Source organism: Burkholderia sp. Ac-20365 (assembly GCF_017104715.1).
Taxonomy (GTDB): Bacteria; Pseudomonadota; Gammaproteobacteria; order Burkholderiales; family Burkholderiaceae; genus Paraburkholderia.
Map to the genome: position 1 here is coordinate 680,274 of NZ_JAAGPI010000002.1, position 13,698 is coordinate 693,971.

The window sequence follows — 13,698 nt, forward strand, 5'->3', positions numbered from 1 at the left end:
GAAGTGCAGGCTCGATCGTCTCACACAACGCGGCGTCGATCGAGCATTTGCACGGTGATTGACTTCAATGCGCTATGCGCCGCCAAACGTCCCGCTTTCTGCCACCGCGCTGACGAATTCCTCCGTCGACCGCACGAAGCCCATGCGTGGAAAGATATGCTCGACCGGAAAGCCATGACTTTCGCCCGACAGGCCTGACATCGCGTCTTCGATGAAGATCAGTTCGTAACCTTGATCGAACGCCGCGCGTGCCGTGGATTCAACACCGAAGTTGGTCGCGATACCCGTCAGCGCAATCGTGCGGATGTGGCGGCGCCGCAATTGCTGTTCCAGATCGGTGCCGAAAAATGCGCCCCACTGGCGCTTCGTCACGACGAGATCGCCGGCTTGCAGATTGCATTCGGGCACGAGATCGGACGCTTGCGGCGGCGGGGCAGGCGCGTCGCGCGGACGCAGCGGCGCGTCGGCGGGCAAGGACAGCAGTTGCGCGACATCGACGCGCACGAACACGACCGTGCCGCCCGCTGCGCGCAATGCATCGGCGGCGCGCACGGAACGCGCGACGACGTCGGCGGCGGAATGCGGCGCCAGTTGGCGCCCCACATTGCTGTGCTGCAGATCGATCAGCACGATGGCGGTGCTGCGCGGATCGATGGAAAGTGCTTGCGTCATGTGTCACCTATATGTGAGGATGCCCTCATGTCATGATAAGCGAAAAACATGAGTCTCGCCTCAGATAATCCAAAAGTACGGCGCGTGCCCCAGCAGGAGCGCGCAGCAAAGCGCGTCGATGCGCTGCTCGACGCCGCAGGCGAAGTGATCGCCGAGCGCGGTTTCGACGCCGCGACGATGACCGCGATCGCCGAGCGCGCGGGCGCGTCGATCGGCGCTGTTTACCAGTATTTCCCGAATAAGGATGCGCTTGTTTTCGCGCTGCGTACACGCTACGGCGACGAAATGGACGCGCAATGGAGCGCGCTGGGCGAAGCGGCGCAGGATTGGGACGTCGACGAACTGGTCGAACGCATCTTCGCGCTGATGATCGATTTTATGGCGGCGCGGCCCGCGTATCTGCCGCTGCTGTCGGTGTCGCTGAATTTCCGGCGCGATGCGGCTGCGCGCAACCGCTTGCGCGGCCGCTTCGCCGAGCTGTTTCAGCGCCACAGTCCGGCGCTGTCGGACGACGACGCGTACCGCGTCGCCGAAGTCGCGCTGCAGGTCGTGAAGAGCCTGAATCCGCTGTACGCGGCTGCCAAACCGAAAGATCGCAAGGCGCTGGTCGAAGAGTACAAGCTGGTCGTTTCGTCGTATCTTGCCGCGCGCCTGCGCTGAGACGTCTGAGGAAAGCTACATTGCGTGGCGCGAGGGTTCGACGAAGGTCGGCTCGCGTTTTGTCAGCACGTCGTCGACAAGTCCGTATGCTTTCGCCGCGTCGGCTGACATGAAGTTGTCACGATCGGTGTCCTTCTCGATCTGCGCGATGCTCTTGCTGGTTCTTTCCGCGAGCACGCTGTTCAACCGTTCGCGCAGATACAGCACTTCCTTCGCCTGAATCTCGATGTCGGACGCCGTGCCCTGGCCGCCGCCCGAAGGCTGATGAATCATGATGCGCGCGTTCGGCAAAGCGAAGCGCTTGCCCGGCGCGCCTGCCGCGAGCAGAAACGTGCCCATGCTGGCCGCGAATCCGGTGCAGAGCGTCGATACATCGGGCTTGATGAACTGCATCGTGTCGTAGATCGCGAGCCCGTCGTACACCGAGCCGCCCGGCGAGTTGATGTAAAAGGAAATATCCTTGTCAGGGTTCTCCGATTCCAGAAACAGCAACTGCGCGACGATCAGACTCGCCGACTGATCGTTGACGGGGCCGACCAGAAACACGATCCGCTCGCGCAACAGGCGCGAATAGATGTCATAGGCGCGCTCGCCGCGGCTCGATTGTTCGATGACGGTCGGCACGAGATTGAAGCCGGAAGCGGCGGGGGAAGTGAATTGTCGATGCATGCGTTCCTCGCGGATTGACTGAAAGGCCCGCGGAAGCGGGTTTCAGTCGCATGACGCGAAGGCTCGACCGTGCGTGACAAGAGAATTTTTGCGTCGACGTGTCACATTGCGCGCGGCTGGCGCGTCTAGCCGACAACAACGCCACAGGAGCGGCCCGCATGGAACAGATGGACAGAGAGAAGTCGGCGGATTTCGAGTCGATGCGCGCGAGGCTCTTTGCGCTCGCGTACCGGATGCTCGGCAGCCGCGCGGAAGCAGAAGATGTCGTACAGGACGCCTGGCTCAAATACCACGCCGCCGACGCCAGCGAGCTGCGCTCGTCAGCCGCGTGGCTCACGACGATCACGACTCGTCTTGCGATCGACCGCCTGCGTCATCTGCAGATCGAGCGCACGACGCGCGCGGGCGGCTGGATGCCGGAACCGTGGATCGAAGGGCTCGCGCCATCGCCGGAAGATCTGGCGTTGCAGGCCGTGCAGATGTCGTACGGCGTGATGCTGCTGCTCGAGCGACTCAAGCCTGAAGAACGCGCGGCATTCGTGCTGCATGAAGCCTTCGATTGCGACTACGCGGAGATCGCAAAAATCCTCGCCAAATCGCCCGCGAACTGCCGGCAGATGGTGCATCGCGCGAAAGAGCGTCTGCAGCGCGAAGGCGTCCCCGCAAAACGCGCCGATCCCGCCGCGCATGCGCGCATCGTCGAGCGCTTGCGGGCGGCGATGGAAGCGCAGGATCGCGTGGGACTGGTGCGGCTCTTCTGCGACGTACCGAGCGTGATCAGCGATGCGCCCGAAACCGTCGATGCCGTCGCGACGGCCGAACAGGCGGCAACCACGCTGTCGATGCGCGGCCGTGGCGACGAGATGGAAACGGTGACGATGAACGGCATGCGCGCCGTGGCGCTGATGCGCGACGGCGACATCGACGCGCTGCTGGATATTTCGATTGGCGAGGACGAGCGTATCGTCGCGTTGCGGATCGTGACAGGCGCGATACGGCTCGCGCCCGCGACGCGCGTGTTCGGACGCGCAGCCGTGCTGCAACTGCTGCGGCCCGTCAGCAGCCAGGCCTGCATCAGTTACGATGCGCGGCCACTTCCCAGTTGATATCGACGCATAGCACCTGCATCCCGCGCGAGGTTTCCGCGGCGATCGACGCGGTCACGCACAGGTGCGCCTCGTTGATCGACAGATAGGGCGGCGTCAGATGCACCTGACCCGGCGCGCGCACCGCCTGGATGAAATACGGACGGCGTTCCCAGCTTGCGCCTTCCGAGTGCAGCAGCGGCCGGAAGCGCTTTGCGCGCTGCGATGCGCGGCCCGGCGGCAGCACGTTGTCGCCGATCTGACGGCCCGAGCCGTCGAGCAGAAAGCAGCGCGCCGTCTCGCGCAGTTCGAGCAGCGGCGCGGTCGCGTCCGCCATCGTTTCGCCTTCGACAAGGCGCGCGCTCGCGCTTTCAAGCGCCGTGACGAATGGCGCGAGCCGCTCGGACTGCGCGCGCTCGCGTGCCGCCACGCGCTCGCGCAACGCCGCCGACAATTGATCCATCAGACTCACCGTCGCCTGACGGCCAACGGGTTCCACGCTCGGCGCGGCGAAGAACGTGCCTTGCACGAAGTCGACATTGCATTCGAGCGCGATCAGCGCGTCGCGCTCGGTGGCGAGGCCGCCCATCAGCACGAGTTGTCCCGATTCGTGCAGCATCGACACGATGCCCGGCAGCACCCGCTCGATATGCGAGTGCTCGCTAGCCTGCGCAAGGATGCAGCGGTCGAGCGTGACGATATCGGGCCGCAGATTCCACACGCGGTCGATGTTCGAATGCTTCGCGCCGAAACCGTCCAGCGCGATCAGGAAGCCGGACTTGCGCAGCGCGTCGATGATTTCGGCGAAGCGGGTCGTTTCGCCGCCTGCCTGCTCGGACACTTCGAGCACCACGCGCTGCGGCGGCAGGCCGAGCGCTTTGAGTCCCGCAAGCAGCGCGTCGCCGTAGCTCGTGTCCATCAGCGCGGCGGGGTGCAGGCTCAGGAAAAGCCACTCGTCGTGGCTGTCGAATGCGTTGAAGTTGCCCAGATGCAGCGATTCGGCGAGCCGCCCGAGTTCGAGCAGATCGCCGCGCCGCGCGGCCTGTGTGAAGACTTCGGCGGATGGCACCTGCTTGCTGTTCTCGTCGTGCGCGCGCAGCGAAGCGTGATAACCGATCGCGCGACGGTGCGAAACCGAGAAAACCGGCTGAAACACGCTGAAAACCGTGTAGCCGCCATACCGGACGGTGCGGCGCGAGCCTTCATCGCCTGCTATGGGGCGCGGAGGCTGGAAGCCGGGAGGATCGAGTTCGATCATGCTCATCGTGTCGGTCATCGGTTGAGAAGCGAGGCAAGCCGCGCGCAAATGCGCGAAAAATACAAGTTTACAGGATAGGCCAGCAAGAAACATGCGCACGACAAAACGCCGCGGGCGCGCGCTTCACGATGCGCTGATCGCGCGGTGCTAACGGCGCTTTGCTCTGCTGCGCCTGCGATTGTGCGCCGGGAACGCCGGCGTTGTCATGCGCGTCGCGCGCGGAGCGCACATCGATGGTGCGGCGCGCGCCCCGTTAAGGTTCCGCCTCGGAGGCACTGCATGCTCGATGGCTCAGGTGCGTTCCGACGGATCGGCGCGTCGCGTCGGCTGCCGGATATCCGCCGACAGCTGCGCGAAGATCCACGAGGTCGCCGCCGTAATCAGCCCGACACACAGGAACGTCGCGTGGAAGGCGGGCAGTGAATTGGCCGCGGTGACTTTCGGGATCAGGCCCGTGAAGGTCGTCAGCAATGCGCCCGCGACGGTGACGCCGAGGCTCATCGCCAGCATCTGCACGAGCGAAAACAGGCTGTTGCCGCTGCTCGCGCCACCCGTGCCGAGGTCTTTGAGCGTCAGCGTGTTCATCGCGGTGAACTGCATCGAGTTGACGCCGCCGAAGAACGCCAGCTGCACGAGCCGCAGCCACAGCGGCTGATGCTCGCTGGTGAGCGAGAAGCTCGCCATCGCGAGGCCGACGAGCACGGTGTTCGACACGAGCACGCGCCGGTAGCCGTACTTCATGATGAGCCGCGTGACGAGGCGTTTCGACGTCATGCCGGCGGCGGCGACGGGGAGCATCATCAGGCCGGCTTCGAACGCGCTGTAGCCGAGGCTCACCTGCAGCAGCAGCGGAATCAGATACGGCATCGCGCCGCTGCCGATCCGCGCGAACAGGTTGCCGAGCAGGCCGACGCTGAACGTGTGGATCTTGAACAGATCGAGCGAGAAGATCGGGTTGGGGGCACGCGTTGCATGCAATCCGTAGGCAACGAAACAGCCAAGCGAAAGAATCAGCAGCATCAGCATGGTCGCCTGCTGGATCGAGAATTCGGTGCGGCCGTCGAGCGCCATCGAGATCGACACCATGCCGAGCACCAGCAGCAGATAGCCCTTCATGTCGAACCTCGCGGTGTCCGGGTTGCGGCTGTCGGGCATGAAGATAAACGTCGCGATCACACCGACGATGCCGACGGGCACGTTGATCAGGAAGATCCAGTGCCACGACGCGATCTTCACCAGCCAGCCGCCGAGAGTAGGCCCGATCAGCGGTCCGATCAGCCCTGGAATCGCGACGAACGACAGCGCAGGCAGATAGCGTTCGGCGGGAAACACGCGCAGCACGGCAAGGCGTCCGACGGGCAGCAGCATTGCGCCGCCCACGCCTTGCAGCACGCGGAAAATCACCAGTTGCGTGAGCGTTTGCGCGTTCGCGCATAGCAGCGAGCCGACTGTGAACACGAGGATCGCGCTCATGAACACGCGCCGCGTGCCGAGCTTGTCGGCGAGCCAGCCGGAGACGGGAATCATCACGGCCATCGTCAGCGAATACGCGATCACGACCGATTGCATGCGCAACGGCAGTTCGCCGAGGCTTTTCGCCATCGCGGGGAGCGCGGTATTGACGATGGTCGAATCGAGCGTCTGCATGAAGAAGCCCGTCGCGACGATCCACAGCATCACCGTCAGCGAGCGGGCAGTGGGCGCGGTTTTCGCGGTGCGGTCGCTGGCGGCGGCAGAGGCGGATTCGGTCGATTCGGACATGTAGCAGAGGCAGGGCGGCTGGGCGGGGAGACGTCATTCTAAGGAAAAAGCGGGATGGACGGCGTCCCAGCCTGCACGGGCAGCAATCGTTGCGCCCGGCGCGTGCATCACGCTTTCAACCTTGCAGCCGCCTCGAAAAACGCCCTTGCACGCGGATCATTTGCAAACGCGGCGTTGATGCGTATCCACGGGCTCGGCTCCGTGTTCGGGCGGAAGTAGCTGCCGGGCGCGACCGTCACGCCGAGCGGCGCGCCGCATTCGACGAGACGCTCCGCATTCTCGACATGCGGCACGCGCGCCCACACGAACTTGCCGCCCAACGGATTCTCGAACACCTGCCAGCCGTTCATTTCCAGCGTCTGCACGGTCGCGCCGAGCGCATCGCGCATGCGCCGCCGCAGCCGGTCCAGATGCTTGCGATACATTCCGCGTTCGAGCAGCGCGACGGTCACGGCTTCCGCGAAGCGCGAGCCGCCGATGCTCGTCAGCATCTTGATGTCGGCGAGATCCTTGATGGTCGCGTGGTCCGCGATCACATAGCCGATGCGCAGCGACGACGACAGCGTCTTCGACAGCCCGCCGATGTAGATCACATGTTCCAGTTGATCGAGCGTCGCGAGGCGGTCGGTGAGATCGATCTGGAAGTCCGCATAGATGTCGTCTTCGAGAATCTTGAAGTTGTGCTCGCGTGCGAGCTGCAACAGGCGAAACGCGACGGGCGGCGCGACGGTCGTGCCCGTCGGGTTGTGAAAAACGGAGTTGACGAAAAACAGCTTCGGCCGATGCTGCTGCAATTGCGCCTGCAAGACATCGAGATCGGGACCGCTGCGCGTACGCGGAATGCCGATCAGATTCACGCCGTGCAGCTTCAGCAGGCCGTTGAAATTGTAGTAGCCGGGATCTTCGACGAAGATCGTGTCGCCGGGCTTGAGCAGGTAGCGCATCAGCAGATCCATCGCCTGGCTTGCGCCGATCGTGATCAGGATCTGCGACGCTTCCGCTTCGATGCCGAGCTGCGCGACGCGCTGCTGCAGATGTTCGCGCAAGGTCGCGTTGCCGAGCGGCGTCGCGTAATCGATCATGCTCGCGCCGTCGGTGCGCGACACGTGGCGGATCGCCTGCGCGAGGCTGTCCATGTCGCGCCACGCCTCGGGAATAAAGCCGCTGCCGAGCTTCAGCGATTCGCCCGGATGATTGAACTGCTGCAGGATATGCGTCGATTCATCTTCGGCACGGCGCGGGTCGGACGCGCCCTGGCCGCTCATCGAGCCGCGATGCCGCTCGGCCACGTAGAAACCGGAGCCGGGCCGCGAATCCAGATAGCCGAGCGATACCAGCCGGTCGTAAGCCTCGATCACGGGGAAGCGGCTGATGTCGTTATCGGTGGCGAACTGGCGGATCGACGGCAGCTTCGCGCCGGGATGCGCAGTGCGCGAACGGATCCATTCCTGTACGCCGCTCACGATCTGCTCGGTGAGCGGCACGCCGTTGTCGCGGTTCAGTTCGATGTCGAGTTTCATCGCGTCTATTCCTTCCTGCTTTCTTCGCGTGCTTCGGTTCTGGCAGCCGCCTGTCGCGGCTGTCACGGTCGAAGTACCGGCAACTGTCAGGTTTTCTGACTGTACAGTTCTTTTGAAACTGTTCAGGACTGTGCATGTGACAGTCATCATCGCACGTCAATAATGGATGCAAGCGAAAAAGCACTTCAAGGAGCACTGCGATGCGTGAAATCCGTACTTTCGAACTCGAACACGGCGAGCCGGCCAGCGCGTGGCGGGTCGCGCAGCCGCTGGCCGTGAACGTGCTGGCAGGTGAACTCTGGCTGACCGTCGAAGGCGACGCCGAAGACTACTGGCTTGCCGCCGGCGAATCGTTTGAACTGAAGCGCGGCGCAGTGGCGTGGCTCAGCGCGGGGCGCGATGGCGTGCGGCTCTCGCTGACGGTCACGAGCGGTGCGGCCGACACGGTGCGCGTCGAGCGCCGGCGCACGCCGCGCTGGATGTGGATGCCGCGCTGGCTGGTCACGGCCTGAAGCACCTGACCGCGTTGTCGAATCAGTCGATTTCGTACGCGCCGATGTATCGGGCGCGTGGACGGATCAGGCGGCCGTCGGCTGTCTGTTCCATTGCGTGCGCGATCCAGCCCGTCACGCGGCCTACAGCGAACAATGTGAAAGCTGCGCCGACGGGCAGGCCGAGCACCCGCTCGATGGCCGCGAGCGCGTAATCGACAGTCGGCTCGGCGCCCGTCGTGTCGCGCACGGCACGCGCGAGACGCTGCACGTCGGCGAGCGGCGAACGGGCCGGCGCGCAGTCATCGAGCAGTTCGAGCAGGAGCCGCGCACGCGGATCGCCATCCGGATACAGCGGATGACCGAAGCCCGAGATCACCGCGCCTGGCGCGCCCAGTTCGTGATGCGCGAGCCGTGTCGCCAGATAGCGGTCGAGATCGGCGGCGCGCGCAGCTTCGTCGAGCAACGCGGCCACCCGAGCCGTTTCCCCTCCATGCCTCGGCCCCGATAGCGCGGCCAGCCCGCCCGCGACGGCGCCGAACAGATGCGTGCCTGTCGACGTGATGCAGCGCACCGTGAAGGTCGACGCGTTCAGTTCGTGATCGGCGCACGCGACCAGCGCGGCCCTCAACAGATTGATCTGCGCGCGGTTGCGCACACTCCAGGCGCTGGCAAGCTGTTTATGCAGCGGTTCGTTCGACGGAGACGCCGACGTCATCGCGCTCGCCAGCAGCCGGATCAGCGCGCATGCATTGTCGAGTTGCGCGTCCCGGCCGAGCGCCCAGACACGCGGTAGCTGCGCGGCGGCGGCAGGCAACAGCACGAGCGCGCGATCGAGCGGCGCGCTGTCGCTCCACAGCTTGAGCCATGCCGACCATTGCGCAGCCGCGATCGGCGCGGCGGGCGCTTCGGCGATGCGCCGCGCGCTGCATTCCCACAACAACGCCGCGACGTCTTCCAGCGTGGCCGTGCGCGCAAGTTCAGTTGCATCGCGCCCGCGATACAGCAGCTTGCCGTGCGCGATCAGCGTGATCGACGATTCGAGCACGGGCACGCCCCAATCCAGCACTTTCTGCGCGACCTTGCCCGCGCGCTTGCCGTCTTCCTTGCGGCGCGCGAGCCGGCGAACTTCGTCGGTGTCATAAAGCCGCCGCTTGCTGTTCGCATCCGGCACGGAGCGCAGCATGCCGCGGCTCACATACGCGTAGAGCGTCGTGACACTGATGCCGAGCATCGCGGCGGCTTCGTCGGCGGACAGATAGCGGGGCGTGGACATATGGAAGGCGGAAAGCCAAAGAAACGAATATATATTGATTATATTAATCAAGATTGATCATGACGAAGCGCAAAACTAGACTGGATTACGTCGATTTTCTTCTGGAAGCCAGCCCATCATGACGCCCCAGCTCGCGCTCGATCATCTGTGGTCCGTTGCCGGTTGCGATCCGGCCTTGCTCGAACATGTATCGATCGACGGCAACGATCCTGCGTTGCCTTCGGTGTTTCGTGTCGGCACGCTCGCGAGTGCGTCGATCGCGGCGATGGCGCTTGCGGCCGCCGACTGCTTCCGGCTGCGCACGGGCCGCATGCAACGTGTCGACGTGAACGTGCGGCGCGCGCTGATTGCGTTTCGCAGCGAGCGTTATCTGCGCGTGAACGATGGCTTGCCTGCGGAATTGCGCCATCCCGTCACCGGCTTCTACGCGACACGCGACGGCCGCTGGATCCAGTTGCATACGAACTTTGCACATCATCTGCAGGGCGTGCTGAAGGTGCTCGGTTGCGATGGCGATCCGGGCGCGGTCGCTGAAGCGATACGCCGCTGGGACGGCGCGCAACTCGATCAGACGCTTGCCGACGCCGGACTGTGCGCTGCGCTAATCCGCTCGCCGCGCGAATGGGCCGCGCTCGATCAGGCGAAGGCGATCGCGAATCTGCCGCTGCTGGAAATCGAGCGGATAGGCGATGCGCCGCCCGAAGCGCCGGGACGTGGCGACGCGCTGAGGCCGTTGTCGGGCACGCGCGTGCTCGATCTGTCACGCATCATCGCGGGTCCCGTTGCAGGACGCGCGCTCGCGCAACATGGCGCTGACGTGCTGCTGATCAACGGGCCGCATCTGCCGAACATCGCGCCGCTCGTCATCGACAACGGGCGCGGCAAGCGCTCCGCGACACTCGATCTGCGCAACGCCACGGCCCGCGAGCAATTGCAGGCGCTGGCCGCGCAAGCGGATGTATTTCTGCAGGCGTACCGTCCCGGCTCGCTCGCCACGCGCGGTTTCGATCCCGATACGCTCGCGCGGCTGCGTCCCGGCATCGTGTGCGTGTCGATTTCAGCGTATGGGCATGCAGGACCGTGGGCGATGCGGCGCGGCTTCGATAGCCTCGTGCAGTCGGCAAGCGGGATCGCGTACACGGAGAGCCGTGCGGCGGGTGTCGATGGGCCGAAGCATCTGCCGTGTCAGGCGCTCGATCACGCGACAGGCTATCTCGCTGCATTCGGCGCGATGGTCGCGCTCGCGCGCCGTGCGCAGGAAGGCGGCAGCTGGCATGTGCGGTTATCGCTGGCGCAGACGGGCCGCTGGCTGCAATCGATGGGACAGATCGAAGACGGCTGGCGCGTGCCGGATGTCAAATTCGACGACGTGCAGGACGGTCTGCATCAGGTCGATTCGCCGTTCGGCCGCGTGACGGCGGCGGCGCCCGCCGAACGGATGTCGGAGACGCACGCGTTCTATGCACGGCCGCCCGTGCCGATCGGCACCGACGCGCCGCGCTGGGAAGACTGAGCCGCCCGCCTGCTTGCTACTTGCGCAGCTCGGCGACGAAGTCGTAGTAGTCGTTGCGGCAGTAGGTATCGGTGAGTTCGATCGCGCGCTGATCGGCCGTATAGCCGACGCGCGTGATCAGCAGCAGCGCGTCGTTCGGCGCGATGCTCATCTGCTGCGCGATCTCGTCGCTCGCGTTGACCGCGCGGAAGTGCTGCAACGCACGCACGATGGTCAGCCCGCGTTGCTCCAGATACGTGTACAGCGAATCGCCGATCGCCTGCGGGTCGGGGATGATCGAAGCCGGAAACGTGGAGTTTTCGACGGCCATCACGATGCCGTCCGCCAGACGCAGACGCCGCAGACGCGTCACGGCGGCAGCAGGCGATAGCCCGAGCTGGATCACTTCATCGCGATTGGCGGGCACGATCTCGCGCGAGAGCCACTGCGAACTCGGCGTGAAGCCGCGTCGGCGCAGCATTTCACTGAAGCTCGACAGACGCGACAGCGGATCTTCATAGCGCGGCGTGATGAAGCTGCCTGCGCCCTGTGAGCGGCGAATCAAACCCTGTTCGACCAGCAGCGCGATCGCCTTGCGCGCCGTGATGCGCGACACGCCGAGCGCATCCGACAACACGCGCTCCGATGGAAGCGCTTCGCCTGCGTTCCAGCGGTTCTCGTGGATCGCGGTGCCGAGCTTGCGGGCGAGCTGGAGATACAGCGGCGTATCGTTTTCCGGGTCCGGGCGCAGATCGCGCCAACGGTCTTCCGAGGCTGGGTTCATGTGACGGACGCAAGGAGGGCAAGCGGCAATTCTAAGACATCGGCGCGCCGCGTTATAGCGGGGTTTTGCCGGGACGCCAATGCGTGCCGCGACGAAGCGCTACACTCGTTGCCTTGGCCGCTGCGATGCGGCGCATCTTCACGACACCATCTGCGAGGACGCAATCATGACGAACGACATCGCCAGCGTGACGCTGCCGGACGGCGAACGCATTCCGAAGCTGGGGCAGGGCACGTGGGAGATGGGCGAGCATCCGTCGCGCCGCAAGGCTGAAATCGAAGCGCTGCGCGGTGGCATCGAACTCGGCATGACGCTGATCGATACAGCGGAGATGTACGGCGAAGGTGCGACGGAATCGTTGCTCGGCGAAGCGTTGCACGGCGTGCGCGACGATGTGTTTCTCGTCAGCAAGGTGTATCCGCATAACGCGAGCAAACGCGGCGTGCAGCATGCGTGCGAGCAGTCGTTGAAGCGTCTGAAGACCGATCGCATCGATATGTATCTGCTGCACTGGCGCGGTTCGGTGCCGCTCGAAGAAACGGTGGCGGCCTTCGAGGCATTGCGCCGCGACGGCAAGATACGGCACTGGGGCGTGAGCAACTTCGATGTCGACGATATGGAAGAACTCGTCGATGTACCGCACGGCGATGCATGCGCGACGAATCAGATTCTCTACAACGTCGCGCGGCGCGGGCCGGAATACGATCTGCTGCCGTGGCTTGCGGGCCGCAAGATGCCCGCGATGGCGTACAGCCCCGTCGATCACGCGCGCCTGCCGAAGCGCTCGCCACTCGACGATATCGCCGCCGCGCATGGTGCCTCAGTGATTCAGATCGCGTTGGCGTGGGTGCTGCGCCAGCCCAACGTATTCGCGATTCCTAAGTCAGGACGCATCGAACACGTGCGCGACAACCGCCGCGCGCTCGACCTGCAGCTTTCCGCCGACGATCTTGCCGCGATCGACGCGCATTTTCGTCCGCCGCGCAGCAAGCGGCCGCTCGAAATGCTGTGAGCGGGCGGCGCGCTTGTCATGCGCGCCGTATTAGCGGATCAGTCGCACGCGTGATGCATGTGCACGGAGCCGAGCACGGCCACTTCCGCGGGCGTGCGCTTGAGCGAATCCGCGCTGACCTGGCTCGCGTCCTGCACGAATTCGTCGACGATCGTCGAGACGGGCACGTCACGCAGGCACAAGGACACGCGCTGCGTTTCCTTCGCCGCGAGCGACGTGCGCTGGCTCAGGAACAGCACGCCGTACTGATAGCCGTGGATGATGCCGCGTATCGCGCCGACACACTGGCCGTGCGCAACGTTATCGGCCTTCTGCTGGCAGGATTGCGCGAGCGACCACGCGGAAAAGGTGGGATCGACGGGAGGCGATGCCTGGCTTTGCGCCGCGTTCGCTGCAGTGTTTGGCGTTGCAGTCTGCGCCCAAGCCAGCGACGCACCGCCGGCCAGGCAAACCATCAGCAAGCCCGAAGCGATGCGTGCAACGGGGCGGGGGAGGTGTCGTTGCATGTAAGAAGCCTCATATCGAAGGTTGAATTGATATGAGGCGAGGAGGGCGGTTTGGTTCCGACGCATTTTTCTTCGCTGCTTGCCCGGACCGCTCTCGTTGTTCCTGTTCGTGTTCGTAAATGTGCCGGCTCGTTTTGCCCGGTCGATTCTGTCGATATCGTTCGTCGATGCGCCCGGCCCTGGCGGTGACGTCCGACCGGGGGATCGAAACGTCACCGCCTGCGCTGGCCCGGAAGCGTCTGCGCTACGTGGTTGTCGTCGAGTGAGGACGGCGCGGGGGGCGCCGTCCATGCGCTCTCAGTGTCCGTTGCCACCGCCGTGACCGCCGCCCGAGCCGGCGCCACCGCCATAGCCGCCACCTTTACCGAAACCACCGGCACCGAAGCCACCTCCAAAGCCGCCGCCGAAACCACCACCGAAACCGCCGCCAAAGCCGCCACCGGGACCACCGCTGGGACCGCCGGCGCTGCCACCGCCACAGCCGCAGCCGCCACTGCCAGCGCCGCCGTTAC

The 13,698-nt window shown here is 64.8% G+C and carries 13 protein-coding genes and 1 pseudogene; 6 read left to right on the top strand and 8 right to left on the bottom strand.

From position 1 onward, the window contains the following. Positions 1–72 precede the first annotated feature (72 nt). Positions 73–672, bottom strand: coding sequence for an isochorismatase family protein (locus tag G3O01_RS06400; protein WP_205803673.1), 600 nt, complete (start codon positions 670–672; stop codon positions 73–75). A gap of 48 nt (positions 673–720) precedes the next feature. Here G3O01_RS06400 and G3O01_RS06405 point away from each other — a divergent pair, with 48 nt between their 5' ends. Beyond that, complete coding sequence (locus G3O01_RS06405) at positions 721–1,332, top strand: TetR/AcrR family transcriptional regulator (RefSeq protein WP_205803674.1); 612 nt, start codon at positions 721–723, stop codon at positions 1,330–1,332. A 15-nt stretch (positions 1,333–1,347) separates the two neighbouring features. On the opposite strand, the gene clpP is transcribed toward G3O01_RS06405, so the two are convergent. Continuing rightward, complete coding sequence (gene clpP, locus G3O01_RS06410; protein WP_205803675.1) at positions 1,348–2,001, bottom strand: ATP-dependent Clp endopeptidase proteolytic subunit ClpP; 654 nt, start codon at positions 1,999–2,001, stop codon at positions 1,348–1,350. 158 nt (positions 2,002–2,159) lie between these two features. On the opposite strand from clpP, the pseudogene G3O01_RS06415 reads away from it, so the two are divergent. Beyond that, a pseudogene (locus G3O01_RS06415) lies at positions 2,160–3,120 on the top strand (sigma-70 family RNA polymerase sigma factor). Here the strand turns inward: G3O01_RS06415 and G3O01_RS06420 are convergent. From G3O01_RS06420 to G3O01_RS06430, 3 genes are all read right to left on the bottom strand, one after another. After that, on the bottom strand, positions 3,076–4,350 hold the full coding sequence (locus G3O01_RS06420) for an EAL domain-containing protein (protein WP_205803676.1): 1,275 nt from the start codon (positions 4,348–4,350) through the stop codon (positions 3,076–3,078). The pseudogene G3O01_RS06415 and the gene G3O01_RS06420 sit on opposite strands and share 45 nt — an antisense overlap. Positions 4,351–4,635: 285 nt before the next feature. Next, positions 4,636–6,105: a multidrug transporter subunit MdtD gene (gene mdtD, locus G3O01_RS06425; protein ID WP_205803677.1), complete on the bottom strand. Its 1,470-nt coding sequence runs from the start codon at positions 6,103–6,105 to the stop codon at positions 4,636–4,638. Positions 6,106–6,212: 107 nt separating this feature from the next. After that, entirely contained in the window at positions 6,213–7,625 is a 1,413-nt protein-coding gene (locus tag G3O01_RS06430) for a PLP-dependent aminotransferase family protein (protein ID WP_205803678.1), read from the bottom strand. A 200-nt stretch (positions 7,626–7,825) separates the two neighbouring features. Between G3O01_RS06430 and G3O01_RS06435 the strand changes: the two genes are divergently transcribed. Continuing rightward, entirely contained in the window at positions 7,826–8,137 is a 312-nt protein-coding gene (locus G3O01_RS06435; protein ID WP_205803679.1) for a DUF2917 domain-containing protein, read from the top strand. A gap of 22 nt (positions 8,138–8,159) precedes the next feature. Here the strand turns inward: G3O01_RS06435 and G3O01_RS06440 are convergent, their stop codons facing one another. Further along, positions 8,160–9,392, bottom strand: a complete 1,233-nt coding sequence (locus G3O01_RS06440) for a citrate synthase family protein (RefSeq protein ID WP_205803680.1) — start codon at positions 9,390–9,392, stop codon at positions 8,160–8,162. A gap of 118 nt (positions 9,393–9,510) precedes the next feature. On the opposite strand from G3O01_RS06440, the gene G3O01_RS06445 reads away from it, so the two are divergent. After that, positions 9,511–10,905, top strand: coding sequence for a CoA transferase (locus G3O01_RS06445; RefSeq protein WP_205803681.1), 1,395 nt, complete (start codon positions 9,511–9,513; stop codon positions 10,903–10,905). Between the two features lie 16 nt (positions 10,906–10,921). Here G3O01_RS06445 and G3O01_RS06450 read toward each other — a convergent pair whose 3' ends face one another. Beyond that, on the bottom strand, positions 10,922–11,668 hold the full coding sequence (locus tag G3O01_RS06450) for a GntR family transcriptional regulator (RefSeq protein ID WP_205803682.1): 747 nt from the start codon (positions 11,666–11,668) through the stop codon (positions 10,922–10,924). Positions 11,669–11,834: 166 nt separating this feature from the next. Between G3O01_RS06450 and G3O01_RS06455 the strand changes: the two genes are divergently transcribed. Next, on the top strand, positions 11,835–12,680 hold the full coding sequence (locus G3O01_RS06455) for an aldo/keto reductase (RefSeq protein WP_205803683.1): 846 nt from the start codon (positions 11,835–11,837) through the stop codon (positions 12,678–12,680). Between the two features lie 38 nt (positions 12,681–12,718). On the opposite strand, the gene G3O01_RS06460 is transcribed toward G3O01_RS06455, so the two are convergent. Next, positions 12,719–13,186 carry a hypothetical protein gene (locus tag G3O01_RS06460; RefSeq protein ID WP_205803684.1) on the bottom strand — a complete coding sequence of 156 codons (468 nt, stop codon included), beginning with the start codon at positions 13,184–13,186 and terminating at the stop codon, positions 12,719–12,721. A 300-nt stretch (positions 13,187–13,486) separates the two neighbouring features. Here G3O01_RS06460 and G3O01_RS06465 point away from each other — a divergent pair. Beyond that, on the top strand, positions 13,487–13,698 hold a 212-nt coding region (locus G3O01_RS06465; RefSeq protein ID WP_205803685.1), incomplete at its 3' end, for a hypothetical protein.

Coding starts and splice junctions, on each gene's coding strand:
- G3O01_RS06405 (WP_205803674.1), top strand. CDS start 721: ATGAGTCTCGCCTCAGATAATCCAAAAGTACGGCGCGTGCCCCAGCAG.
- G3O01_RS06460 (WP_205803684.1), bottom strand. CDS start 13,186: ATGCAACGACACCTCCCCCGCCCCGTTGCACGCATCGCTTCGGGCTTG.
- G3O01_RS06450 (WP_205803682.1), bottom strand. CDS start 11,668: ATGAACCCAGCCTCGGAAGACCGTTGGCGCGATCTGCGCCCGGACCCG.
- G3O01_RS06440 (WP_205803680.1), bottom strand. CDS start 9,392: ATGTCCACGCCCCGCTATCTGTCCGCCGACGAAGCCGCCGCGATGCTC.
- G3O01_RS06455 (WP_205803683.1), top strand. CDS start 11,835: ATGACGAACGACATCGCCAGCGTGACGCTGCCGGACGGCGAACGCATT.
- clpP (WP_205803675.1), bottom strand. CDS start 2,001: ATGCATCGACAATTCACTTCCCCCGCCGCTTCCGGCTTCAATCTCGTG.
- G3O01_RS06400 (WP_205803673.1), bottom strand. CDS start 672: ATGACGCAAGCACTTTCCATCGATCCGCGCAGCACCGCCATCGTGCTG.
- G3O01_RS06445 (WP_205803681.1), top strand. CDS start 9,511: ATGACGCCCCAGCTCGCGCTCGATCATCTGTGGTCCGTTGCCGGTTGC.
- G3O01_RS06420 (WP_205803676.1), bottom strand. CDS start 4,350: ATGAGCATGATCGAACTCGATCCTCCCGGCTTCCAGCCTCCGCGCCCC.
- G3O01_RS06430 (WP_205803678.1), bottom strand. CDS start 7,625: ATGAAACTCGACATCGAACTGAACCGCGACAACGGCGTGCCGCTCACC.
- G3O01_RS06435 (WP_205803679.1), top strand. CDS start 7,826: ATGCGTGAAATCCGTACTTTCGAACTCGAACACGGCGAGCCGGCCAGC.
- mdtD (WP_205803677.1), bottom strand. CDS start 6,105: ATGTCCGAATCGACCGAATCCGCCTCTGCCGCCGCCAGCGACCGCACC.